The sequence below is a fragment of the Thiothrix nivea DSM 5205 genome (assembly GCF_000260135.1).
Taxonomy (GTDB): domain Bacteria; phylum Pseudomonadota; class Gammaproteobacteria; order Thiotrichales; family Thiotrichaceae; genus Thiothrix; species Thiothrix nivea.
This window is the reverse complement of sequence record NZ_JH651384.1, coordinates 74,000-98,134: the sequence shown is the minus strand read 5'-3', so window position 1 is coordinate 98,134 and position 24,135 is coordinate 74,000. Positions and strand designations below refer to the sequence as shown.

Annotated in this window: 25 protein-coding genes; 18 read left to right on the top strand and 7 right to left on the bottom strand. The window is 56.4% G+C overall.

Features of this window, described 5'->3' with window-relative positions; genetic code table 11:
- Position 1: 1 nt before the first annotated feature.
- The 3 genes from THINI_RS00755 to dapE are packed head-to-tail and all read left to right on the top strand — an operon-like array spanning position 2 to position 1,889.
- Positions 2–397 carry a S24 family peptidase gene (locus THINI_RS00755; protein ID WP_002706777.1) on the top strand — a complete coding sequence of 132 codons (396 nt, stop codon included), beginning with the start codon at positions 2–4 and terminating at the stop codon, positions 395–397.
- Complete coding sequence (locus THINI_RS00750; RefSeq protein WP_002706774.1) at positions 394–741, top strand: ArsC family reductase; 348 nt, start codon at positions 394–396, stop codon at positions 739–741. Before THINI_RS00755 ends, THINI_RS00750 begins: the two co-directional genes overlap by 4 nt.
- An 8-nt stretch (positions 742–749) precedes the next feature.
- Positions 750–1,889 (top strand): succinyl-diaminopimelate desuccinylase, encoded by a 1,140-nt coding sequence (dapE, locus tag THINI_RS00745; RefSeq protein ID WP_002706772.1) that lies wholly within the window; start codon positions 750–752, stop codon positions 1,887–1,889.
- Positions 1,890–1,932: 43 nt separating this feature from the next.
- Here the strand turns inward: dapE and THINI_RS00740 are convergent, their stop codons facing one another.
- Positions 1,933–2,310 carry an AT hook, DNA-binding domain-containing protein gene (locus tag THINI_RS00740; protein WP_002706770.1) on the bottom strand — a complete coding sequence of 126 codons (378 nt, stop codon included), beginning with the start codon at positions 2,308–2,310 and terminating at the stop codon, positions 1,933–1,935.
- 408 nt (positions 2,311–2,718) lie between these two features.
- Between THINI_RS00740 and THINI_RS00735 the strand changes: the two genes are divergently transcribed.
- The 4 genes from THINI_RS00735 to THINI_RS00720 all read left to right on the top strand — a co-directional run bounded on the left by THINI_RS00735 (position 2,719) and on the right by THINI_RS00720 (position 7,118).
- A complete protein-coding gene (locus THINI_RS00735; protein WP_002706767.1) occupies positions 2,719–4,902 on the top strand; it encodes an LPS-assembly protein LptD in 2,184 nt (727 codons plus the stop codon).
- Positions 4,895–5,494, top strand: coding sequence for a SurA N-terminal domain-containing protein (locus tag THINI_RS00730; protein WP_050987965.1), 600 nt, complete (start codon positions 4,895–4,897; stop codon positions 5,492–5,494). Before THINI_RS00735 ends, THINI_RS00730 begins: the two co-directional genes overlap by 8 nt.
- A 2-nt stretch (positions 5,495–5,496) precedes the next feature.
- Positions 5,497–6,489: a 4-hydroxythreonine-4-phosphate dehydrogenase PdxA gene (pdxA, locus tag THINI_RS00725; RefSeq protein ID WP_002706760.1), complete on the top strand. Its 993-nt coding sequence runs from the start codon at positions 5,497–5,499 to the stop codon at positions 6,487–6,489.
- A gap of 218 nt (positions 6,490–6,707) precedes the next feature.
- Entirely contained in the window at positions 6,708–7,118 is a 411-nt protein-coding gene (locus THINI_RS00720; RefSeq protein ID WP_002706758.1) for a hypothetical protein, read from the top strand.
- Here the strand turns inward: THINI_RS00720 and holA are convergent.
- Positions 7,105–8,139 carry a DNA polymerase III subunit delta gene (gene holA / locus THINI_RS00715; protein WP_002706756.1) on the bottom strand — a complete coding sequence of 345 codons (1,035 nt, stop codon included), beginning with the start codon at positions 8,137–8,139 and terminating at the stop codon, positions 7,105–7,107. The two genes, THINI_RS00720 and holA, sit on opposite strands and share 14 nt — an antisense overlap.
- A 117-nt stretch (positions 8,140–8,256) precedes the next feature.
- On the opposite strand from holA, the gene THINI_RS00710 reads away from it, so the two are divergent.
- The 10 genes from THINI_RS00710 to THINI_RS00665 all read left to right on the top strand — a co-directional run bounded on the left by THINI_RS00710 (position 8,257) and on the right by THINI_RS00665 (position 16,948).
- Positions 8,257–9,198 (top strand): peptidoglycan-binding domain-containing protein, encoded by a 942-nt coding sequence (locus THINI_RS00710; RefSeq protein WP_002706754.1) that lies wholly within the window; start codon positions 8,257–8,259, stop codon positions 9,196–9,198.
- Positions 9,199–9,264: 66 nt separating this feature from the next.
- Positions 9,265–10,773 carry a helicase HerA-like domain-containing protein gene (locus THINI_RS00705; protein ID WP_002706746.1) on the top strand — a complete coding sequence of 503 codons (1,509 nt, stop codon included), beginning with the start codon at positions 9,265–9,267 and terminating at the stop codon, positions 10,771–10,773.
- A gap of 122 nt (positions 10,774–10,895) precedes the next feature.
- Positions 10,896–11,369, top strand: a complete 474-nt coding sequence (aroQ, locus tag THINI_RS00700; RefSeq protein ID WP_002706744.1) for a type II 3-dehydroquinate dehydratase — start codon at positions 10,896–10,898, stop codon at positions 11,367–11,369.
- Positions 11,353–11,814: an acetyl-CoA carboxylase biotin carboxyl carrier protein gene (accB, locus tag THINI_RS00695; protein ID WP_002706742.1), complete on the top strand. Its 462-nt coding sequence runs from the start codon at positions 11,353–11,355 to the stop codon at positions 11,812–11,814. Before aroQ ends, accB begins: the two co-directional genes overlap by 17 nt.
- A gap of 37 nt (positions 11,815–11,851) precedes the next feature.
- On the top strand, positions 11,852–13,195 hold the full coding sequence (accC, locus tag THINI_RS00690) for an acetyl-CoA carboxylase biotin carboxylase subunit (protein WP_002706740.1): 1,344 nt from the start codon (positions 11,852–11,854) through the stop codon (positions 13,193–13,195).
- Positions 13,192–14,073, top strand: coding sequence for a 50S ribosomal protein L11 methyltransferase (gene prmA / locus THINI_RS00685; protein WP_002706738.1), 882 nt, complete (start codon positions 13,192–13,194; stop codon positions 14,071–14,073). The genes accC and prmA overlap by 4 nt, the downstream gene beginning before the upstream one ends.
- Before the next feature lie 123 nt (positions 14,074–14,196).
- A complete protein-coding gene (locus THINI_RS00680; RefSeq protein ID WP_002706735.1) occupies positions 14,197–14,982 on the top strand; it encodes a zinc-ribbon and DUF3426 domain-containing protein in 786 nt (261 codons plus the stop codon).
- 180 nt (positions 14,983–15,162) lie between these two features.
- Positions 15,163–15,618 (top strand): RNA polymerase-binding protein DksA, encoded by a 456-nt coding sequence (gene dksA, locus THINI_RS00675; protein WP_002706732.1) that lies wholly within the window; start codon positions 15,163–15,165, stop codon positions 15,616–15,618.
- A gap of 17 nt (positions 15,619–15,635) precedes the next feature.
- Positions 15,636–16,517: a tRNA glutamyl-Q(34) synthetase GluQRS gene (gluQRS, locus tag THINI_RS00670; RefSeq protein WP_002706730.1), complete on the top strand. Its 882-nt coding sequence runs from the start codon at positions 15,636–15,638 to the stop codon at positions 16,515–16,517.
- Positions 16,514–16,948: a HEAT repeat domain-containing protein gene (locus tag THINI_RS00665; RefSeq protein WP_002706728.1), complete on the top strand. Its 435-nt coding sequence runs from the start codon at positions 16,514–16,516 to the stop codon at positions 16,946–16,948. Before gluQRS ends, THINI_RS00665 begins: the two co-directional genes overlap by 4 nt.
- Here THINI_RS00665 and THINI_RS00660 read toward each other — a convergent pair.
- From THINI_RS00660 to arsC, 5 genes are read right to left on the bottom strand one after another with little or no spacing between them, the layout of a single operon-like run.
- On the bottom strand, positions 16,936–17,229 hold the full coding sequence (locus THINI_RS00660) for a 4a-hydroxytetrahydrobiopterin dehydratase (RefSeq protein ID WP_002706727.1): 294 nt from the start codon (positions 17,227–17,229) through the stop codon (positions 16,936–16,938). The genes THINI_RS00665 and THINI_RS00660 overlap by 13 nt on opposite strands.
- Entirely contained in the window at positions 17,222–17,701 is a 480-nt protein-coding gene (ispF, locus tag THINI_RS00655; RefSeq protein WP_040839780.1) for a 2-C-methyl-D-erythritol 2,4-cyclodiphosphate synthase, read from the bottom strand. Before ispF ends, THINI_RS00660 begins: the two co-directional genes overlap by 8 nt.
- Entirely contained in the window at positions 17,701–18,066 is a 366-nt protein-coding gene (locus tag THINI_RS00650) for a DUF2069 domain-containing protein (RefSeq protein ID WP_002706722.1), read from the bottom strand. Before THINI_RS00650 ends, ispF begins: the two co-directional genes overlap by 1 nt.
- Positions 18,063–18,650 (bottom strand): NAD(P)H:quinone oxidoreductase, encoded by a 588-nt coding sequence (gene wrbA, locus THINI_RS00645; protein WP_002706720.1) that lies wholly within the window; start codon positions 18,648–18,650, stop codon positions 18,063–18,065. Before wrbA ends, THINI_RS00650 begins: the two co-directional genes overlap by 4 nt.
- Entirely contained in the window at positions 18,647–19,000 is a 354-nt protein-coding gene (arsC, locus tag THINI_RS00640; RefSeq protein WP_002706717.1) for an arsenate reductase (glutaredoxin), read from the bottom strand. The genes wrbA and arsC overlap by 4 nt, the downstream gene beginning before the upstream one ends.
- Before the next feature lie 174 nt (positions 19,001–19,174).
- On the opposite strand from arsC, the gene THINI_RS00635 reads away from it, so the two are divergent.
- On the top strand, positions 19,175–24,052 hold the full coding sequence (locus THINI_RS00635; RefSeq protein ID WP_002706715.1) for a beta strand repeat-containing protein: 4,878 nt from the start codon (positions 19,175–19,177) through the stop codon (positions 24,050–24,052).
- The last annotated feature ends 83 nt before the right edge of the window (positions 24,053–24,135 follow it).

Below are 24,135 nucleotides of genomic sequence, written 5' to 3'. Positions count from 1 at the left end.
CATGTCCGAAACCCGCATCAATGTTGAAACCTTCAAACAAAACCTGCAACCGAATTTCAAACAAGGTGGAGGCATGGGTGAACTCGGCAGTTGCGCCGAATCTGAACCCTACGCCCTGCAAGTCATCGACGACAGCATGGAACCGGAATTTGCCAAGGGCTGTATCATTATCATCGACCCGACCGGTATCGTGCGCGATGGCGCGTATGTATTCGCCGTTGACAACAAGGACGAATACATCTTCCGCCAGTTGCGCATCGTTGACGGCAAACACATCCTGGTCGCGCTCAACGCAAGCTACCCACCCCTCGAAATCAGCGGCATGGATCGTATCGAAGGCGTGATCACCCAACGCGCTGGCCGCCGCCGCTCCTATCACAAGTGGTACGACAAATGACCATCCTGTACGGCATCAGCAACTGCGACACGGTGAAAAAAGCCCGCGCGTGGATGGAAGAGCGTGCCATTCCCTACACCTTCCACGACTTCCGCAAGGATGGCCTGAACCCGGTGTGGCTGCGTGAATGGACAGCAGAATTCGGCTGGGAAACGCTGGTCAACAAACGTGGCACGACTTGGCGCAATCTGCCGGAAGAAACCCGCGCGAACATGGATGAAACCCTGGCGCTGGTGGTGATGGAGGAAAACCCTGCTATCATCAAACGCCCGTTGCTGGATTTGGGTGCTCGTCACGTTGTTGGTTTTTCGCCGGATACTTACCGCGAACTGTTTCAGAATTAAGGAAAAGAATGTCTGCTACTCTTGATCTTGCCATCGACCTGATCTCACGCCCTTCCGTCACCCCGCTGGATGAAGGCTGCCAACAACTGATTGCTGACAGGCTTGCCCCTCTCGATTTCGTTGCCGAGCACATGCGTTTCGGTGATGTCGACAACCTGTGGTTGCGTAAGGGCACGCAGTCTCCTGTTTTCTGCTTTGCCGGACACACCGATGTAGTGCCTACCGGCCCGCTGGAAGCTTGGGACAGCCACCCGTTCCAGCCGGAAATCCGCGACGGGTTGCTGTACGGGCGTGGTGCGGCAGACATGAAAGGCAGTATCGCCGCCTTCGTAGTGGCTGCTGAAAACTTCGTGCGCGCAAACCCCAATCATCAGGGTTCCATTGCTTTCCTGATTACCAGTGACGAAGAAGGCCCTTCCATCAACGGTACGGTCAAGGTAGTGGAAGCGCTGGAAAAGCGTAACGAAAAGATTGACTGGTGTCTGGTGGGTGAACCTTCCAGCACCTGCTGCGTGGGCGACGTAGTGAAAAACGGGCGGCGCGGTTCGCTCAACGGCATCCTGACCGTGGTTGGCCAGCAAGGGCATGTCGCCTACCCGCACTTGGCGGATAACCCCATCCATCGCGCTGCACCAGCACTGGCGGAGCTGGTCAGCATTGAGTGGGACAAGGGCAACGCGTTTTTCCCGCCGACCAGTTTTCAAATTTCCAACATCCGGGGTGGTACGGGCGCGAACAATGTGATTCCGGGTACGGTAACGGTTGAGTTCAACTTCCGCTTCTCGACAGAACAGACAGAAGCTGGTCTACGTGAACAGGTGGAATCCATCTTCAAGCGGCACGGCTTGCATTACGAGCTGAAATGGACATTATCCGGCAACCCGTTCCTCACACCGCGTGGTGAGCTGGTTGCTGCCAGTGTCGAGGCAATCCGCAACGTTAACGGGCAAGATACGGAGCTGTCGACATCTGGCGGCACATCGGATGGGCGTTTCATCGCGCCAACCGGTGCGCAGGTAATGGAACTGGGGCCGGTCAACAAGACCATCCATAAAGTCAACGAGCGCGTGTCAGTCGCTGACCTGGATGCACTGGCGATTATCTACCAGAAAATACTGGAAAGCCTGCTGACTGCGCCATCCGTTTAAATGGCGCAAAAACATGCATTAAACCGACCGTGTGTTCCCCGTCCTATTTAAACGTTTTGCGCGGACGCCCGCGTTTACGCTGGGTAATCTGGCCTTCTTCCAGTTCCGCAGCAGCCCATTCAGTCAGGCTCTTGTGGACGTGATCAGCGACGATCAGCAAACGCTCTTCCAAAGCCGCCCGGTAAAAGGCTTCACGCTGCTCGCTCATGCGCAGGGCTTCGCGCAGTTCACGCACTTCGTCCTTATAGCTGTTGTCCATTTCATCCAGCTGATGGCGTAACACATTGATCTTGTGGCTCAACTCTTCCCTGATTTTGCGTTTTTCTTCCGCAGCCTGTGCCCGGACTTCGGCCAAGGTGCTGGAAGTCGCGCCCTTGGGACGCCCTCGGCTACGCTTTGTATTTGAATCATCTGGCTGCATGGGTTTATGTCCTGTTTCATTGTCGTGGCTTTTTGCCTCAAACCCCGTCAGGTTTGACATCCCATTTGAATATTCAGTAGTTCTCACTGCGTCTCCCTCTCAAGAACCAACAAATCAGCTTGCTACTTGATTATGACTAAATAACTATTATCTGAATAATTATTCAACATTTCAATATCATATGTTAAATTTATTCAGAAATAAATAACTTTATTTATTTCTGAGCTAGAAACTACTGCATTTTGGGAATGTCACCAGAATTTTCGGGCTACCCGTCGCAAGTGCGGGTAGGTTACACTTTTACGTGTTACGGTTTCAACGAAAATGAACCAGACAGAGGGATATTTTCGATTGAGTCCATCCCCAGAGTATGCGATGTTAGGGCGCTTTGAATGCCGCACATAACGCATGGTAACCAGACTACAACAGCATTGCTTGCGCTGCGTATTAATAAGCCTGTCGTGCAGTCCAGTGGTCGTTTTTGCCCAGACCGAGTGGATGGAGTGCCCGGTTCCGGAAACCATCCCGGTTGGCAGTGACCAACGCCCATCCAGCCTCCCACCGCAAGCCGTCTATATAGAGGCGGATACTGCCCTGTTCCGCGCACAAGGGCTGTCAACTATGGAAGGCAATGTGCATGTATCCCAGGGTGACAAAGCCCTGCGCGCAGACCGTGCCAGTTACCAGCAGCCGGAGGGGATTGTCAGCGGCTCCGGTAATGTCGGTTTCAGCAGCGGCAACATGCAGTTGCGCAGCAGTGAACTGCATTACGACCTGGGCAAGGAAACCGGGGAAATGCAGGATGCGGAGTACTACCTGCAACAGGCCGATGGTCACGGTTACAGCAAGCGCGTAGTGCAGGACCCCCCCGGGCTGACACGTCTGGAAAATTCCACCTACACAACCTGCCCCGCCGACAGCCCAGACTGGAGTTTAAACGCCACTACCATCAACCTGCTCCACGATGAAGAGCGCGGAACCGCCAGTAACGCTACCCTGAAAATACGCAATGTGCCGGTGCTGTATCTGCCATACTTTTCCTTTCCGCTGACGGACGCGCGTAAATCCGGCTTCCTGTGGCCGATCATCGGTAGCAATGAACGTTCCGGGCTACAACTGAGCATCCCTTACTATTTCAACCTTGCGCCCAATTACGACCTGACCCTCACCCCCACCCTGCTGGGGCGGCGCGGCCTGCAACTGGGCAGTGAATACCGTTACCTGACAGAAAAGCACAAGGGAACCTTAACTTATGCGCTACTGCCGGATGATCGCGCCAGCGACAAGAACAACCGTTATTATTTCAACGTGCAAAACAACACCCGGCTAGGGTCTGTGTCCAGCCTGGAACTGAAAGCGGAAGGCGTGTCGGATGACCAGTATTTCGTCGACTTGGGCAATTCCCTGGAATCCACCAGTGTGGTCAACCTGGAGCGGCGTCTGGAATACCGCACTGCCGGGGAAAACTGGTCTTTTTCCAGCCTGCTGCAAAACTATCAAGTGCTGGATGGCGGAGTTGCGCCCCATGCCCGGCTGCCGCAGCTGCTGCTGCGTTATCGCCCGCCGCAACGCGGCAATGGCCTCAACCTGAGCACCGAAACCGAGTTCACCCACTTTTCCGGCAGCAAAACGGAAACCAATGGCACTCGCCTCGACTTGAGTGCCCGCGTGAGCAAGAAATTTTCCACTGACGCTGCTTACATCCGCCCATCCCTGACCCTGCACCACACCGAATATGATCTGGATAATGCCACCGAAACACGCATTACCCGCAGCCTTCCCAGTGCCAGTCTCGATACTGGCCTGTTTTTTGAGCGCAATATCAAGGATGGCCGCTACGTGCAGACACTGGAACCTCGCCTGTTCTACACTTACACGCCCTACCGCGACCAAAGCAACATTCCGGTGTTTGACTCATCCAAGCGCAGTCTCAGTTACGACCAGTTGTTTGCGGAAAACCGTTTCACCGGCAAGGATCGGATCGGCGACACCAACCGCCTGTCAGCCTCCCTCACCACCCGTGTCCAGTCGCCAGACGACGGGCGTGAGCTGTTCCGCGCCAGTATCGGCCAGATGTATTATTTCGACGACCGCAAAGTGACCCTACCGGATGAAGCACCGGTACAGGGTGACAAATCCGAACTCATCCTCGAAGCCGCTGGCGAAATCAACCCGCGTACCCGCCTCAGCAGCACTGCTTACTGGGACAGCGGGGAAAACACTTTCAACGCCGGAGAAGTACGCCTGCGTTACAAGGATGACAAACAACGTATCGTCAATGTCGGTTACGCCCAGCGCAAGGATGACTTTGAATCCGCCAGCCTGTCATTCTCAGTGCCGGTCAACCCACGCTGGAAGGCCATCGGCGCGTGGGAACACGATTTGCAGAATGACCGTGACCTGGAAACCGTCATCGGTGCAGAATATGAAAGCTGCTGCTGGAAAACCCGTGTCGCCAGCCGCAACTACCTGCTTCCCGACAACACCACCCGCGACAACGCGGTGTTCGTTGAGCTGGAACTGAAAGGGCTGGGCAACTTCGGCAGCGGAACCCGTGACCTGCTGCGAGATAGGGTGTATGGATATGAATAAGGCAAAATTTCTCCCACGACTGGGCGCAACCGCACTTTTCCTGGTACTGGCCAGCCCGCCGCTACGCGCCGACAACAGCGTCCCACTCGACCAGATTGCAGCAGTCGTCAACAGTGATGTCGTGATGCTGAGCGAAGCCCACCAACGGGCGCAGGTATTGCGCACTTCCAGCAAGGCTGCCGCCAGCCTTGCCCCGCAGGCGCTGCTCAAAACGGCGGTCGACAACCTGATCATGGAACGCCTGCAAACGCAAAAGGCGGAAGCGTCCGGCATCCAGATTGATGATGTCACCCTCAACAAGGCGATTGAAAGCATTGCCAGCCAGAACAAGCTGAGCCTGCCCGCTTTCCAACAAGCCTTGCAACAGGAAGGCATCGACTATGCCGAATTCCGCGAACAAACCCGCCGCAAACTGATGGCCGACGCCCTGCGCAAGCGTGAACTGCGCAACCGCCTACAAGCCTCCGGCGCACAGGAAAGTGATGCCGCAGTGGAACAGCAGTATCAGGCATGGTTGCTGGAACTACGCAACGGGGCTTATATCGAATACCGCATCCCGGTTGAAACCGGCAGCGGCCTGAAATTGCACTAACCATGGCACAGCGCCCACGCCTCGCCATCACCGTCGGGGAACCCGCCGGGATAGGCCCCGACATCATCCTGATGTTGTTGCAGCAACAGCAATGGCCCACCGACCTGGTGATCATTGCCGACCCCGCCGTCATGCAGGAACGCGCCCGGCAACTGGGCATCAACGTCCGCTTGCGCCCCTATTCCCCGGAAGAGCCGCAAACGCCCTGTGCAGCCGGGGAATGCTTCATCCTGCCGATTGCGTGCGCTGAACCGGTTGAAGCGGGCGTCCTCAACCCTGCCAATGCCGGGTACGTCCTGCAAACCCTGCGGCGGGCAACAGCAGGTTGCCTGAGCGGTGAGTTTGCCGCCATGGTAACAGCGCCGTTGCACAAAGGCATTATCAATGAAGCGGGCATACCCTTCACCGGCCACACCGAATTCCTGGCCGAACTGACCGGTACGCCCCTGCCGGTGATGATGCTGGCCGCTGACAAACTGCGGGTAGCGCTCGCAACCACGCATGTGCCGCTCAGCAGGGTCAGTTCCCTGATCACGCAGGCACTGCTGACCCAGGTGCTGAATATCCTGCGCCATGACTTGCAGGCAAAATTTGCCATCCCCGAACCCCATATCCTGGTATGCGGCCTCAACCCCCACGCTGGCGAAGGCGGGCATCTGGGAACAGAGGAACTGGATGTTATCATCCCCACACTACAGCGCCTGCAACAGCAAGGGATGCACCTGACCGGCCCCCTGCCCGCCGATACCCTGTTCACGCCCCGCAACCTGCAAGGCGCTGATGCGGTACTGGCCATGTACCACGACCAGGGGCTGCCGGTGCTCAAACACGCCGGTTTCGGCAAAGCGATCAATATTACGCTGGGCTTGCCGGTTATCCGCACATCAGTGGATCACGGCACGGCGCTGGAGCTGGCAGGGACAGGCAAGGCGGAAACAGGCAGTTTACGGGAAGCGATTGATCTGGCAGTCAATCTCAGCGGGAAACGCACATAAAAAAGGGCGCCCCGAAGGACGCCCAACCGCTAGGAGGGTATAGCCAATACCTTTCACTCGTGTTGGCTATACCTTCCCCTTACGAAAGACGGCCTATAAGTCGCTACCACAGTCATATTGGTTCATCACTATATTATATATTTTTTGATTTAGAATATAATTAAATGCTAATCTATCTTCTACCGTAAAGCAAGCTTCCTGTTGAAGGTATATTTACCATGTCCAACAAACAGCAATTCCTGATTGTTCTCGCCCTGTTCCTTGGCCTTGCCCTGCTGTGGTTCCTCAAGCAGGATCCTACCCTCAACCAGCTGAATGGGATGTTGAAGGCCGATACTGAGCTACAGGCTTACCCTTACCCGTTCCGGGCCATAAAAGTGGAAAACGGCATTGCCACCCTCAGTAGCCCGCGCTCTGCACAGGTATCGGTGCTGCATTTCTTCAATATCGCCAAACCCGGCCTGGATACCAGCAACCCTGACAGCCCGGCAATGATCGCCGCGCAAAAGGAACTGGCGCACGTACAGGAAAAGGCGGGGAAATTAGCCAAGGAACAACCCGGCATCCAAGATATACAGTGGGAAATCGACCGCAGCTGGTATGCCAGCCATGGCATCAAGGTGGAGTAGTCATCCGCTGCCCAGCCAACGCCAGCGCCAAATCCAGCATTTCATCCCACAGCCGCTGCGGATGGCGTGAAGCATCCTGCCCCACCCCCTTGCTATGCCGGTCTAGCCGCGCAGCATGGGCAAACAACTGCGGCCAATCTGCCGCCATCATCCGCCGCAGGGCATTCTGGAACAGCGCCTGACGCGGTTTCGGCATCCGCATCAGCAAGGGCTGGATGGAAAGGTTGCTGCGGATGTTTTCACGGCCTGCATACAACTGGCGCAACAGGTCGGAAAGCGCCCACACCAGCAGCGGGGCTGCCGTATCCTCTTCCTGCAACACCCGCATGATATGGCAGATACGGCGGGCATCCTGCGCCAGGATAGCATCGGCCAGATCAAACACGCTGAAGCGGGAACTGTCGGCCACCACGGTCATGATGTCGCTGGCCGTAAGCGGCTGGCTGCCGAACAGTAAGGCCAGCTTGCCGATTTCCTGCACCGCTGCCAGCAGGTTACCTTCCACCCTCTCGGTCAGGTAGCGCACCGCTTCGTTGTCGGGCTGCAAGCCTGTCTGGCGCATCCGCCGCGCGATCCAGGCCAGGGTTTGCGCGGGTGAAAGATCCCACACTTGCACCAGCACGCCCAACTGTTCAACTTTCTTTACCCAGGCATTACTTTTACAGGCTTTATCCAGCCTGCCGGTCTGGAGCAACAGAATTTTATCACTGGGCAGGCAGTCCAGATAATGCGCCAATGCCTTGACGCCAGACTGCCCAGCCTTGCAGCTCGCCATACGCACATCCAGCAGTTTGCGGTCGGCAAACAGGGAAAGCGCGCCTGCCGCATCGTACAGAATATTCCAGTTAAACTGGGCGTCAACATTGAGCACGTCGCGCTCGCTGAAACCCTGGCTCAGCGCAGCTTTGCGGATGGCATCAGCGGTTTCCATCACCTGCAACGGCTCATCACCCGCCACCAGGTAAACCGGGGCGAGGGAACGCTGGAGATGGTCTTCGATCTGTTCGGCGCGGACTTGCATGGGTAATGTCTGGCAATCAGAAAAAGAAAAATACTAGCACATCAGGTTTTTTACGTTGTTTTTGTTTAGAATCCCCACCTGAAATTTAACCCGAATTGCAGTCCACCAGAACATGCCATGAAATTTTTACGACCACTTCCACACACCCCTATCAAACCCGCCATCCTACTGGTTGCCACCTTGACAACCCTACCTGCTGCCAGCGCTAAAGCCCAGGAAGACATTATCTGCCAGGCACAGGTACTGGCTCCGGCCAGCTATCAAACCAGCAGCGAAAACGTCACGGTGTTTGAAGCAGGCGCGGCCTATTCGACCACCCCGGTACAAATGGGCTACGGCGGACGCAAGGTAAAAATAGCGGATGCCTACGTGGAATACAGCATTATCCCCGCCGTTTTCAAAGAGGTCACCGAAACCATCGAGGTCGAGCGTGAACGGGTCGAAATCGAAACCCTGCCCCCCACCTACCGCACCGAAACCAAACGCATCAAGGTGAAGGAAGCCACCCAGCGCTGGAACCCCGCCTGCCCACAAGTGCAGTCAGATACCGGACAACAGGTTCCCCCCTACTGCCTGCTGGCAGTACCGGCGGAATACACGGAAGTGACCCGTGAAGTCATTGACACCCCTGCCCGCACCATTAAGAAAATCATTCCTGCCCGCACCGAAACGGTGATCCGCAAAGTGCTGGTGGAACCCGCCAAGGTCGTGCGCAAGGAAATGCCCGCCGTTTACACCACCGTCAAACTGGCGCGTGTGGAACAGCCCTCCAAGGTCGTCACCACCCAGCTTCCGGCCAAAACCCAGGCCATCCCCAGCCACAAGCAAACCCGCCCGGAACGCATCGTGCAAATGCCCGCGCTGTGTGAAACCAGCGTCAGCCACGACACCATCCTGCAACTTCAGGGCCACCTGCAGCAACAAGGTTACTATCAGGGCACGCCAGACGGCGTGCTGGGGCCAAAAACCCGCGCTGCCCTCACCCGCTACCAGGAGAATAACCAGCTTGCCGCCGGAGCCATCACGCTGGAAACCCTGCGAAAATTGCACCTCCGATAGAGAACGGGGCCGGTTTCCTGCTACACTCTTAACTGCCTAAAAATACTAGAACCAAAGGAGTCATTCATGTCAGCACAGAGCGGAATCCTGATCGGCAAGGGTGAAGACAACATCTACCTGAATCCGCGTTTCGCCAACCGCCACGGCCTGATTGCAGGTGCTACCGGCACCGGCAAGACCATTTCCCTGCAAGTGCTGGCGGAAGGCTTTTCGCGTATTGGCGTCCCCGTCTTCATGGCTGACATCAAGGGCGACCTGACCGGCATTGCCGCAGCCGGTAACCCTCACCCCAAAATTGACGAGCGCGTACAGACAATCGGCATTGATGATTTCAGGTTCGAGGGCTGCCCGACCGTCATCTGGGATTTGTCCGGCGAACGTGGCCACCCGGTACGTGCCACCATGTCCGACATGGGGCCGCTGCTGCTGGCTCGCCTGCTGGATTTGAACAACACCCAGGAAGGTGTGCTCAACATTGCCTTCAAGGTGGCTGATGATCAGGGCATGTTACTGCTGGATTTGAAAGATTTACGTGCCATGCTCCAGTTCCTGGGGGAAAACAGCAAGCAATTCAGCAACACCTACGGCAATGTCAGTTCCGCCTCCATCGGCGCCATCCAGCGCGCCCTGCTGGTGTTGGAACAACAAGGTGCAGACCAGTTCTTTGGCGAACCGGCACTGGACTTGTGGGATTTCATGCGCACCGGTGCGGGCGGCTATGGGCATGTCAACATCCTCGCCGCCGACCGGCTGATCAATACCCCGCGCCTGTACGCCACTTTCCTGCTGTGGCTGCTGGCGGAACTGTTTGAAGACTTGCCGGAAGTCGGTGACCTCGACAAACCGCGCCTGGTGTTTTTCTTCGATGAAGCCCACCTGTTGTTCGATGACGCCCCCAAAGCGCTGGTCGACAAGGTGGAACAGGTAGTCAAACTGATCCGATCCAAAGGTGTGGGTATCTATTTCATCACCCAGAACCCGCTGGATGTGCCGGAATCGGTACTCGGCCAGTTGGGCAACCGTATCCAGCACGCCCTGCGCGCCTTCACCCCGCGTGACCAGAAAGCCGTGCGCACCGCAGCAGAAACTTTCCGCCAGAACCCGAACCTGGATACCGCCGAAACCATCATGCAGATGGGTGTGGGCGAAGCACTGGTGTCGGTGCTGGAAGACAAAGGTATCCCCAGTGTCGTGCAACGCACCCTGATCCGCCCGCCGCAATCACGCATGGGGCCACTGGCCGACGCGGAACGTGCTGGCCTATTGCGCTCCAGCCCGTTCACGGGGCGTTACGACACCACCATTGACCGTGAATCCGCCTACGAACTGTTGCAAAAACGTGCCGAAGCGGCTGCAACCGAAGCAGCGGCACTGAAAGCACAACAGGAAGAGGAAAAAGCCGCCCGCCGCGCTGCCAAATCCGCTGGCAACGCACGCCAGGAGGACAACTTCCTCGGCAATATCGGCGAAACCATGGTCAAGAACGCAGTCCGTGCCGCCACCTCCAGCGCAGGGCGCAGGATTGGTACCCAGATCGTGCGCGGCATCCTCGGTTCTCTGTTCAAGGGGCGCTAACCAAGGGTATCCCCTCAGCTTTGCATATCTCCAATTTTCACACCGAATTGCTGCATATCGCCGCAGTTCGGTGTAGAATGCCGTCCTTTTATGGGTATTTCAGAACAGAAAGGCGGACTTTAATGGCAACCATGCTGCTACTCAATGGGCCAAACCTGAACCTGCTGGGAAAGCGTGAGCCAGGCCACTACGGCAGCCTGACCCTGACGGAAATCGAAGCCCGCCTGACCAACCTGGCGAACCAGCAGCAGCACAACCTGCTCTGTTTCCAAAGCAATTCAGAAGGCGCGCTGGTTGACCGCATCCACCAGGCCATGGATGAACAGGTGGATTTTATCCTCATCAACCCCGGTGCCTATACCCATACCAGTATTGCCGTGCGCGACGCCCTACTGGGGGTTGCCATCCCATTTATCGAAATACATTTGTCCAATGTGTACCGGCGGGAAGCTTTCCGCCATCATTCCTACCTTTCCGATATTGCCGACGGCGTTATCCTGGGGCTGGGTGCACTGGGCTATGAACTCGCACTGTATGCCGCTATACAGAAACTCAACAAACACGACAGAGCATTAACCCATGATGGACGTCCGTAAAATACAAAAATTGATCAGCTTGCTAGAAGGCAGCGATGTCGCAGAAATCGAAATCAAGGAAGGCGAGGATTCTGTCCGTATCAGCCGTATCAATTCCGGCATGGCCGTTGCGCCCCAACAGTTTTACGCGCCGCCAGCCCAGCTTGCCGCACCAGCCGCCCTGGCTCCCGTTGCAGATGCCCCGGCAGCAACGCCCGCCGCCGCACCCACCGGGCACACAGTCGAATCCCCCATGGTGGGAACCTTCTACCGCGCTTCCTCACCCACTGCCAAGCCTTTCGTCGAAGTTGGCCAAAGCGTCAAGGTTGGCGATACCTTGTGCATCATTGAAGCGATGAAAATGCTTAACCAAATCCAGTCCGACAAGGCTGGCGCGGTCAAGGCAATCCTGGTTGAAAACGAGCAACCGGTCGAATTTGGCCAGCCGCTGTTCATCATTGAATAAAGTTTGTGATTGGGTAAAACACCTTTGAGGTGAAAACATGTTAAAAAAAGTACTGATCGCAAACCGGGGTGAAATCGCCCTGCGCATTTTGCGTGCCTGCCGTGAACTCGGCATCAAGACTGTAGCCGTCCATTCCACTGCTGACCGTGACCTGAAACACGTGCGGCTGGCGGATGAGTCCGTCTGTATCGGCCCGCCACGCTCCATCGACAGCTACCTGAACATCCCCGCCATTATCAGCGCGGCGGAAGTGACTGGCGCTGACGCTATCCACCCCGGCTACGGCTTCCTGTCGGAGAACGCCGACTTTGCCGAACGGGTGGAATCCAGCGGCTTCATCTTCATTGGCCCTCGCGCGGAAACCATCCGCCTGATGGGTGACAAGATCTGCGCCAAGGAAGCCATGATTGCCGCAGGCGTACCGTGTGTACCCGGCTCCGAAGGCGGCACGCCAGATGAGCCGGAGGAAATCCTCAAAATGGGTTCCCGCATCGGCTACCCACTGATCGTCAAAGCCACTGGCGGCGGCGGTGGACGCGGGATGCGCGTCGTCAACGCCCCGGACGAGCTGGTTGGTGCAGTCGCCATGACCCGCGCGGAAGCCAAAACCGCTTTCGGCAATGACGTAGTGTTCATGGAAAAATTCCTCCAGCATCCACGCCACATCGAGTTGCAAGTGCTGGCCGATTCCCACGGTAACGCTATCCACCTGTGTGAACGCGACTGCTCCATGCAGCGCCGCAACCAGAAAGTGGTGGAAGAAGCCCCTGCCCCCGGCATCACGCCTGAACAACGTGCCCGCATCGGCGAGCAGGTCACGGAAGCCTGCCGACGCATCGGCTACCGTGGCGCGGGTACGTTTGAGTTCCTGTTTGAAGACGGCGAGTTCTATTTCATCGAGATGAACACCCGCTTGCAGGTGGAACACCCAGTCACCGAACTGATCACCGGCGTGGATCTGGTCAAACAGCAACTGTTGATTGCTGCCGGTGAAAAACTGGAGATCAAACAGGAAGACATCACGCCCCACGGCCACGCCATCGAATGCCGCATCAATGCGGAAGACCCCAGGACATTCGCTCCATCACCGGGCAAGATCACCCGTTACCATGCGCCGGGTGGCCTCGGCGTGCGGGTGGATTCCCACATCTACACCGACTACAGCGTGCCACCTTACTACGACTCCATGATCGGCAAGCTGATCGTGCATGGCGAAAACCGCGCCACTGCCATCAGCCGTATGCACGGCGCACTCAGCGAAATGCTGGTGGAAGGCATCAAGACCAACATCCCACTGCAAACCCGTATCATGGAAGACCCCGCGTTCCAAACCGGTGGTGCTGACATCCACTACCTCGAAAAAATGCTGGGTATGAAATGAGCTGGCGACAACTGGTCTGCCAAACCACTTCCCGCTTCCAGGACGAGATCGTGGAACAGATGGAAGCCGCCGATGCGATTTCCATCACTTGGCAAGATGCCGAGGATGACCCCATCCTCGAACCCAAACCGGGTGAAATGCGCCTGTGGGACAATCTGGTCATCACCGCCCTGTACGAAGAAGACACCGACCTCAGCAACCTGTTGTTGATGCTGGAAGCCCGTAAGGCTGACTGGCATATTGCCTCCACCGTTGTGGAAACCGTCGAAGACCAACCATGGGAACGCGCGTGGATGGATAATTTCCAGCCGATGTGCTTCGGCCAGCGCCTGTGGATTTACCCAAGCTGGTACGAATTGCCGGACGATGGCAGCGTGAAACTGCTGCTCGACCCTGGCCTTGCTTTCGGCACTGGCACCCACCCAACGACTGCCCTGTGCCTGGAATGGTTGGATGGCCAGGAACTGACGGGTAAGGAAACGCTGGATTACGGCTGTGGCTCTGGCATCCTGGCCATTGCCGCCCTCAAGCTGGGAGCACAACTGGCAGTCGGTACGGATATTGACCCGCAAGCCTTGCAAGCCACCCGGGATAATGCCGGACGCAATGGCATCAACCCCGCCCTCCTACCAGTTTGTTACCCCGAGGATTTGCCCACCCGCACGTATGATCTGGTCATGGCCAACATCCTCGCCGGGCCGTTGGTGGAGCTTGCCCCGACCCTGCTGTCAGCCTTGTGCCCCGGTGGCCAGCTGGTGTTGTCAGGTATTTTGGCGGAACAGGCCGACGCCATCCGTGCTGCTTATCAGCCTGCCTTGGCTGATTTCACCATTATCCAAAAAGAAGACTGGATCAGGGTAACAGGCATTCGCCGCTAGCCCACCCGTTAATCTGTATTTTTTGTAAAAAAGCGCTAGTCGGTGTTATTTTCTACACCTTCGGATGTGAATTCCTGAAACATAACAACTAAAATAAAGCGATTACTTAGATGGCGTGGAATCATGTATACCCAGTGTAACCACTGCAACGCGATTTTTCGCGTCACCATGAAAGAGCTGACTGCCGCACAAGGTCTGTTGCGCTGTGGTGAATGCGACGCCATTTTTGATGCGATGAAAATGCTCAGCACCACCCTACCGGAAGAGCGCCGTTTTGCCCAGCTGGGTGTTGCCACGCCTGCCTCCCTGCCTGAACCAGAAAAGGCCGGACTCAAGCCGAAAATATCTCCTCCTGACTTTGACTGGCACTTTTTATCCCGCAAGCCTAAAGCAAGCACTGCACTACCTGAAAAAAAAGCTATCCAACGCCCGGCTCAGCGGAAATCGTCTTCCCACCTATTCCTGTACGTCGGGATTGCCGCTTTGGCTCTGCTGTTGCTATTGCAACTCCTGTATTCCAGCCGCAACTGGCTAGCGCGGCAGCCCATGACCGCAGCAGCCACCCGGCAGATATGTCTGGTTCTTGGCTGTGACATCAGGATTCCCCGTGCAGTGGATAAAATCCATTTGCTGAGCCGGAATGTCTACTCCCACCCGAATACCCCCGATGTGCTGACGATCAGCGCTTCCATCCAGAATGATGCCGGTTTTCCGCAGACTTATCCCCTGATCGAAATCAGTTTCCTGAACAAGCAGAATGAAGTCCTCGCCCTGCGCCGCTTCCAGCCGGACGAATACATCCCTGACCATGAAGGGCAATTGATACCGGTTGGAATCCCCCAGGAATTACTGCTGAATATTTCAGACCCAGGTGAGGAGGCTGTCCGTTTTCAGTTCCGCTTTATGTGAACAAAACAGGGGAAATACCATGGATTTACAGGTTGATGCATAAATAGTCGAGAAAAATCATGTTCATCCGGTTCAATTCCGTTATAATGCGCCGCGCGAATTATTGGTCATGCATGAAAAAAGACAATATGTCATTAACAAATAATCTGGCCACCGCCACTTAACTTGTTGGAGAGAAAAATGGCAACTGACAACGTCGCCTATCTGAAAAGAAAAGCTGCCCTGCCTGTTGAAGGCATCGAACCTTACATCCCGGAGCCGGGTGAAGAGTATATGAACGAAAAGCAGCTTGAGCATTTCCGCAATATCCTGGTCGCCTGGAAAAAATCCTTGATGGAAGAAGTTGACCGCACGGTTGACCACATGAAGGAAGACGCGACCAACTTTTCTGACCCCGCCGACCGCGCCACCCAGGAAGAAGAATTCGCCCTGGAACTGCGCGCCCGCGACCGTGAACGCAAGCTGATCCGCAAGATTGAAAAAACCATCGCCCGTCTGGATGAAGATGACTATGGTTATTGTGATGCCTGCGGGATTGAAATCGGCCTGCAACGTCTGGAAGTCCGCCCCACCGCCGAACTCTGCATTGACTGCAAAACTACCCAGGAAATCAAGGAAAAGCAGATGGCTGTCTGAACCGGCTCCTGAAGACCTTGCCTGTTATTGGCAGATTTGCACCCTCCCCTACCGGCCCCCTGCATTTCGGTTCGCTGGTTGCGGCTACCGCCAGTTATCTGGCGGCACGGCAAGCCGGGGGAAAATGGCTGCTCCGCATCGAAGACATCGACAAACCGCGCGAGCAGTCGGGTGCTGCTGATAGCATCATCCATACCCTTACCGCTTACGGTTTCGGGTGGGATGGGGATATCCTCTACCAAAGCCAGCGGCTGGACGCCTATCACGAGGCGCTTGCCAGTTTGCACGGGCATACCTACCCCTGCACCTGTTCGCGTAAAGACATACAGGCACATGGCCATATGGGCGCGTTCGGGACGGTCTATCCGGGAACCTGTCGCGGCAAACTTGCACCAAACCATTCCAGCCAACACGCCATCCGTTTGCGCACCCATGACGAACCCATCTGTTTTACAGACAGGATTCAGGGCGAATATTGCCAGCGACTGGAAAGTGAACTGGGCGATTTCGTGATCCTGCGGGCAGACGGTTTGTTTGCCTACCAGCTTGCAGTCGTGGTGGATGACGCTTTCCAGGGGGTAAACCAGGTGGTGCGGGGCGCTGACCTGCTGGACAATACGCCCCGGCAAATCTGGTTGCAGCAACTGCTAGGGTTTCCCCGGCCTGATTACGTGCATGTGCCGCTGGTGCTGAACGCTTCCGGGCAGAAACTCAGCAAGCAGAATCTTGCTCCGGCTATCCGTACCACAGACCGCTTGCAGCGGCTGGTTGCCAGCCTGCGCTTTCTCGGGCAACCTTGCCCGGAGATGGGCGCATTCGCCAACTTGACGGCATTCTGGGACTGGGCGATAGCAAACTGGGATATGACGAAAATCAGCAAAACACAGGTGTGGGCATGACAGACAACAACTGGCGTACTTTTCCTCGCTGGATGCTGGAGGAGCACGAAACGGATATTCGTTTCAATGCGCAGCTATCGACAGGGCGGGCGGCAGAGGTAACGGAACGGATACAGCGGGAACCGGCTACCATGCAGGTGTTGCTGAAACTGTTGGGGGATCCCCGCACGGCTTTGAGTACCCGGATCGGGATTGGGGTGGTGATGGAGGATTTGGCCGGTACGGCATTATTGCGCCAGCAGGTGCCAAAACTGGGTAAACTGGCAGGACATCCGGACGCGCGCATACGGGCAGATGCCTGCCATTACCTGGGGCTTAGCGCTGATCAAAGCGCCATCATGTTTCTGCAAACCTGCCATGAAACGGATGAAGACAGTGAAGTCCGTGAGGTTGCCGGTGACGCACTGGCTCATCTGACTCAGGCAGGATAACCTGCCAACCTGTTCACAGATTGGGCCAACTCAATATCTTTTTGCGTAATACCACCGGCATCGTGGGTGGTGAGGCTGATAGCAACGGTTTTGTAAACATTGCACCATTCGGGATGGTGGTTCATGCGTTCGGCGATCAGGGCGACCTGGGACATGAAACCAAAAGCTTCCACGAAGTCGACAAAATTGAGGACACGGTGCAGCTTGTTTTCGCGCAGCACCCAGCCGGGCAAGCCTTCCAGAATGCTGGCAAGGGCTTCGTCAGTGAGTTTTTCAGTCATGATTTACTCCCAATAATACAACGGCGTGGGCGGCAAGGCCTTCCTTGCGGCCAGTAAACCCCAGTTTTTCGGTGGTGGTGGCTTTGACGTTTACCTGTTCTACTGCACATTCAAGGTCGGCGGCGATGTGGGCGCGCATGGCCGGGATGTGCGGCAACATTTTCGGGGCTTGCGCAATGATGGTGCTGTCAAGGTTGTTGATGGCATACCCCCTGGCTTTCACCAAACCATAAACATGGCGCAACAGGATGCGGCTGTCGATGTTTTCATATTCGGCGGCAGTATCGGGAAAATGCTGGCCAATGTCCCCCAGCGCCAGCGCACCAAGCAGCGCGTCGCAAATGGCGTGCAGCAACACGTCGCCATCAGAGTGCGCCTTGAAGGCGTGGGTGTGGGGAATACTGACGCCTCCCAGCACGATATGGTCGCCTTCAGTGAAAGCATGTACGTCATAGCCGTGACCTATGCGCATCATGGAGCTGACTCCTGCACGGCTTTTTTCCCCACAAGCTTGACGCTCATGAAACTGCCAAGATAAAGCGCAACACTCAAGGCCAACATTAGGTAGCCGTAAAGCTGTTCAGGCGGGCTGACCGCATACCAGACGCCAAGGGTGGCATAGGGTAAAGAAATCAGGATAGCGTGGACACTGGTGGAAATGCGCCCGTGCAGGATGCCGCGCACCAGATACAGCAGGGGGGCAAGCAGGATCAGCAACTCCAGCCAGCGTGGCATGTGCTGGATCGGGGTCAGCCACCCGTTCCACAGGATCACCAGCAGGATCAGGCCGAGCAGGCCGCCAACGGACAGCGTGCGCCACAGCAGTAACAGTTTCATAGTTTATGCGCCAGTTGGGCCAGACGTTTGCCGAGTGCATTGCACAGGCGTTTTTCTTCATCGGTCAGCGGGCGGGAGCTGTCGCTGCCGGACACATGCGAAGGGCCGTAGGGTGTACCGCCGCTTTGGGTGCTGATCAGGTCGGCTTCTGCATAAGGCAGGCCGGAAATGACCATGCCGTGGTGCAGCAGCGGCAGCATCATCGACAGCAGGGTGCTTTCCTGCCCGCCGTGCAGACTGGAGGTGGAGGTGAATACCCCAGCAGGTTTGCCGGTCAGCGTGCCGGAAAGCCACAGGCTGCTGGTCTTTTCCAGAAAATATTTCAGCGGCGCGGCCATGTTGCCGAAACGCCCCGGGCTACCCAGCGCCAGCGCATCGCAGGTTTTCAGGTCGTCCAGCGTGACATAGGGCGCTCCGCTGTCGGGGATGCTGTCAGCCACGGCTTCACAAACTTCAGAAACTTCCGGCACAGTACGCAGCATGGCCGTGCTGTCGGGGACGCTTTCCACGCCGCGGGCGATCTGTTGCGCCATCTTCGCCACCGAACCGTGGCGGCTGTAGTACAGGATCAGGACAGTTTTCATAGGATGTCGAGCACCTGTTCCGGTGGACGGCCCAAAGCGGCCTTGCCGCCCTTGACCACGATGGGGCGTTCGATCAGGCGCGGGTGTTCCACCATGGCCTGGATCAGTTGGGCGCGGGTCAATGCCGGGTTATCCAGCTTGAGTTCGCTGTATTCAGTTTCTTTCCTGCGCATCAGGTCGCGGGGCTGGAGGCCGAGCATGTCGAGCAGCCTGTCCAGGGTCGCGGCATCCGGCGGAGTTTCCAGATATTTGATAACGCTGGGGGAAATGCCCTCGCCTTCCAATAGTTCCAGTGTCTGGCGTGATTTGGAACAACGCGGGTTGTGGTAAATGGTGACGGTATCGCTCATGGGGCCTCCTGTAATCTGCCGTGCAATCTAGCGGGATAAAGGCGTGCGTGCAAGTGGGCAGTGATTTAACAAAAGACCAATGATAATTGAATCAGCTTATTATGCTGTTATACTTACCCTGAGATAATAAAAATATTTATCATCAAATAATAACCAAAATTAGTGTATGACATCATGAAAAGCCTCCAACCGGTATCCGGTCAGTATTTCCTGTTGACACTCGTCTTGCTGTACAACCTGAGTGGGCAGGTATGGGCAAGCAGTTGTACCGGCAGTTACTCCCACACCGATACCGGAACAGGGAACAATTACACCTTGAATGCGGGGCAGTCGCTCAAAATTGCCAGCGGTACGTATACGGGTACAGTTGAATTCGGTACTGGCGCAAGCATTTGCGTGGAAACCGGCGCAAGCTTCGCACCCGGCAACCTCAACAATGCCGCCGGAACCTTGACCAACTACGGTACGGCCAGCCTGCAAACCTTTTCCTACAACAGCGGCACAGTCATCGACAACTACGGGACGCTCAGCTTCGTCGGCGGCCTGAATACCAATGGCGCGACCACTTTCCGCAACCGCACCAACGCCACCATGAACATGGCCAACAGTTTCCAGTTGGGTAACAACTCCACCTTCATCAATGACGGTCTGGTGGTGGCACAGCAGGATTTCAACACCCAAAACGGCACCACCCTGACCAACAACCACCGGCTGGAACTGGAGGGCAATTTCAACCCGGATGGCAAGTTTGACAACTATGGACGTGTCTATGCCAAGAAATTCATGAATATCAATGCCAATTCGGATGTTTCCAACTATTGCACCCTGGTTTCTTATGATGGGTTCAACAACAATAGCCCATTGATGGATAATGAGGGCACTATCCTGATTACAACAGCCGCAGGAACACCGGGTGGCTCGTGGCAAAACAACCAGGCATTCCACAACGGCTCAAACGCCAAAATTGCTGGTGGAAACTTCATCAATAACAGCACTTTCACGGGTGGTGGCAGGATGATCTTTTCCGGCGATACCCGTAATCAAGGGCCATTTGACGGTAACAGTATTGCTGACAATATCACCTTCTATGATGAGACACAGACTGGCGCACAGATTTTCGATGTAATTGGTGTTACGCCTACCAATACAGTCCGTACTGTTTTTGCCCGCCCAACGGAGATGGATGCGCCAAACAACTGTTCCGTCACCTACAAAGCTTTTACCCTCAAAGCGACGACAGGGGCAATCAGCGGCACAATCTACACTGATAACAACGGCGATGATAGCTACGACGCTGGGGCGGAACCCGGCATCGGGGCGGTAACAGTCAACCTGCTTAACCAGGCCAGCGGGGCAGTCGTTGCCACCGTCAGCACAGCGGCGGATGGTCAGTACAGCTTCAGCAATGTTGACCCGGCACTGACTTACCGGATCAGCGTGGATACGGCGGATACTGATCTCGGTGGCAAAACCATTGGCACGCCCAACCCGCTGGCAGGCGTTACCGTGACGGCAGGCGACACAACCACCGGCCAGGATTTTGGTTTTGACCCGTTGTTCCCAACACAAATTTGCGGCCAAACCGTTGATAACCCGCTGGAGCTGGATTTCTCCGGCACGGCAACCCTGGTTTCAGGAACGGCCAAGCAACCCGGCTCTGTTTACCGTTTCAGCAGCGTCACCAGCGGCGTGGACGCCCTGGTGACGCTGAATGCCTTGCAAGCCGATCTGCTGGAACGCTGGCTGGAAGGTGATCTCGGCGGCAAGTTACGCGGCGCGCAAGCCGACAAATATTTCGACATGACCGTCAATCTGGTCAACACCGGCACATCCACCGCGATCAGCCCGGTCGATCTGGTGCTGATGAGTTTTGACCTGGATGGCTCGGCGGGTGAGCCGTATTCCGACGGCATTGAATATTTCAGCACTGCCGCCACCTTCAGTGGCGCTGGCAGCAAGCTGCAAGCCGTGGACATGGGTGGCAGCATCCGCTATACCCTACCCCCATCAGCCAGGGGCATCGACGACCCAAGCGCCGTTGACCCGGCTTACGCGGCAGGCGCGGTATACAGCAATATCACCAGTTTCCGCACCAAGGGACTGGTGGTGGATGACAACGGCTCCAGCGCCCGCAGTATTTTCATCTATGCCGATGCAGCATCATTCAAACATTTCGGCGCGCTGGAATGCGACACGCAGGTCAGCACCAGCGATGTCAGCGGCGTTATCTTTGAAGATGTCAATTACGGCGGCGATGCTGGCCGCCCCTTCGGTACCGCCGGAACCGTGGGTGTAAGCGGCGCGCGGGTTGAGCTTTACAACGCATCGGGGCAATACCTGCGCTATACCACCACTGGCGCTGGTGGTACTTATACCTTTGGCGAATTGCCCGACGGCAATTACTTTATCCGGGTGGTAAACGATTCCGTATCCTCCAGCCGCAGCGGCTCTGACGGCTCGGAACTGCCTGTGCAAACTTACCGGAGCAATGGCGCAAGCGCGACAAGCAATGAAATCGGTGGGCACAAACCTGCCGTCGCTGATGCCGCCGCCAATACCACCAACCTGAAACTGAACACCAGTAATTTCACCTTCCCCGGCAATACGCAGGCGCAGTCGGTGCAACCGGTCAGTGTCACGGGCAGTGATATTTCCGGCGTCAGTTTTGGTTTCAACTTCGACACCATCGTCAATACCAATAACGATGGGCAAGGCTCGTTGCGCCAGTTCCTGCTGAACGCCAACCTGCTGGCTGGTGATGCTTCCCTGACCCAGTCCGGGCGGGTGGCAGGCAAGGAAAACGCCATCCTGATGCTGCCAGCCAACGACCCGAATTACAGCGGCGGTGCCTGGAAAATCACGCTTGCCAGCACGTTGCAAGACATCAGTAAACCGCTGGTGCTGGACGGCAGCAAGCAGGCCACGTTCAACAGCGCCACTGGTGTACCCGTGATTGAGTTGAACGGCAAGGGAGGCGCGGGCAATGGCCTGACACTCGTCGCTGGTAGCTCTGGCAGCCAAATCCGCAGCCTGGCAATCACCCAATTCAGCGGCGATGGTGTCAATGTGCAGGGCGGCACGGCTGGTAACGCCATCCTGGGCAACAGCATCCATGACAATGGCCGCCTGGGCATCAATCTGGTCGACGGGTCTGACAATGCATTCGGCGTAACCGCCAATGATGTTGGCGACAATGACAGCGGTGCCAACGACCTGCTCAATTACCCGGATGTGCAGGCCGCGTCATTTGGCGCGAACGGTTCCAAAATCATTACCCATGACTTCATCCTGGATGTGCCAGCAGGTGATTACCGGATTGAATTTTTCAAAAGTACCAGCAAAGACCCCAGCGGCAACGGTGAGGGGCAAACCTTCCTCGGTGGCAAGGATTTCAGTCATCCAGGTACGGGCGCGCTTAACTTCAAGGGCAGTTTCAATGCCAATCAGGCAGTTTCCAGCGCTGAATTCATCACCGTCACCGTTACCCGGAAAACCGGCGCGGCCACCTATGGCAGCACCTCGGAATTTTCCGGCGCGGCCACCAACAACACTGCGCTGGTTTGCACCGACCTGCTCAGCAACCCCGGTGCAGCCCTGCCCAACCTGATGATTGATGAAAACGCAGCGGTCATCACTTACCTGAAAGCCAGGGACAGCAGCGGCAACCCGATTACCTACGCCATCAGTGGCGGCGTGGATGGCAACATGTTCACCATTGCCCCACCCGTCAATGGTACGGTGGATTGCAGCCAGCTACAGTTCGTCAAAAACGTGATCATCAAAAATGCGCCTGCACAGGCCCGCGCGGTCATCCCCGGTGGCCTGCCAGCGCCCGGCAACTTTGAAGTGCCGCTGGATCAGGGCAAGGATAACGTTTACGACCTCGAAATCACCGCAACCGACAGCAATGGCCAGAAATACGTCCGCACCCTGAGCATGGGGGTCATGGATGTCAATGAAGCACCGCTCATTACCAGCAGCGCGGCGGTCAGTGTGGAGGAAGATGGTTCCAAACTGGCACTGGACATCAACAGCCAGGATCAGGATGCGGGCGATGTCGAGGGCGACGGTCTGGCCTATTCCCTCAGTGGCGGCGCAGACCAGCACCAATTCACGCTCGACAACCAGACCGGCGTGCTCAACTTCAAGGCCGTTCCTGACCATGACGCCCCCACCGACCAGAACCAGGACAACGTTTACGAAGTCAGCGTGACGGTTACGGATCATGGCGGGCTGGAAACGGAAAAGACCTTCAACATTACCGTCCTTAACCGGGCGGTGGATGACGGGGTGAAACTGCAAGCACGCGCGTTGCTGCAAGGCGCTTACGACAGCAGCAGCGGCATGATGGCGGCGAAACTCAATACACTCGGCCTGTTGCCGGATGCGCAACCGTATTCCACCGCGCCGTTCAACCATGCAGGCGCGGAAACGCTAGGCATACCGGTCAGGGAAGCGACCGGCAACGACGCCATGGTCGACTGGATACTGGTGGAACTGCGTTCCAGCTCCGCCACGGTTGTCAGCTCACGGGCCGTGGCCATCCAGGGCGACGGCGATCTGGTGGATCCGCAAACCGGTTCCAGCATCCTGAGCTTTGGCGGCATCCCGGCGGGCAATTACTACGTCAGCCTGCGACACCGCAACCACCTCGGGGTCATCACCGCCAGCCCGGTCAGCCTAGGCAGCGCGGCAACGCTGGTCGATTTCAGCCTGACCACGACCGCAACCAAGGGGACGGATGCGCGTTATATTACCGGCAGCACGGCGCTGCTGTGGGTGGGCGACATCAACGCCAGCAACACCCTGACCACCAGCGGCCCAGGCAATGACACCACCGTCATGCTGAGCGCTATCCTGACCAGCAATGAAAACCCCGCAGCCCATACCAACTATGCCCTGCATGGTTATTTACCAACCGACCTGAACATGGATGGCAAGACCCTGTTCAGCGGCCCGGGCAATGACATCAACAACCTGATTGGTAACGTGATCCTGCATCCGCTCAATGGCAACAATGCCGCCAACTACATCGTGAAAGGGGGCTTGTAAACAGGTAACGGGATGCACCCCTGCAACCATCAAAGTTATTTGAACTAATATCCTGGAATGATATACTTATAAATAATAATTAT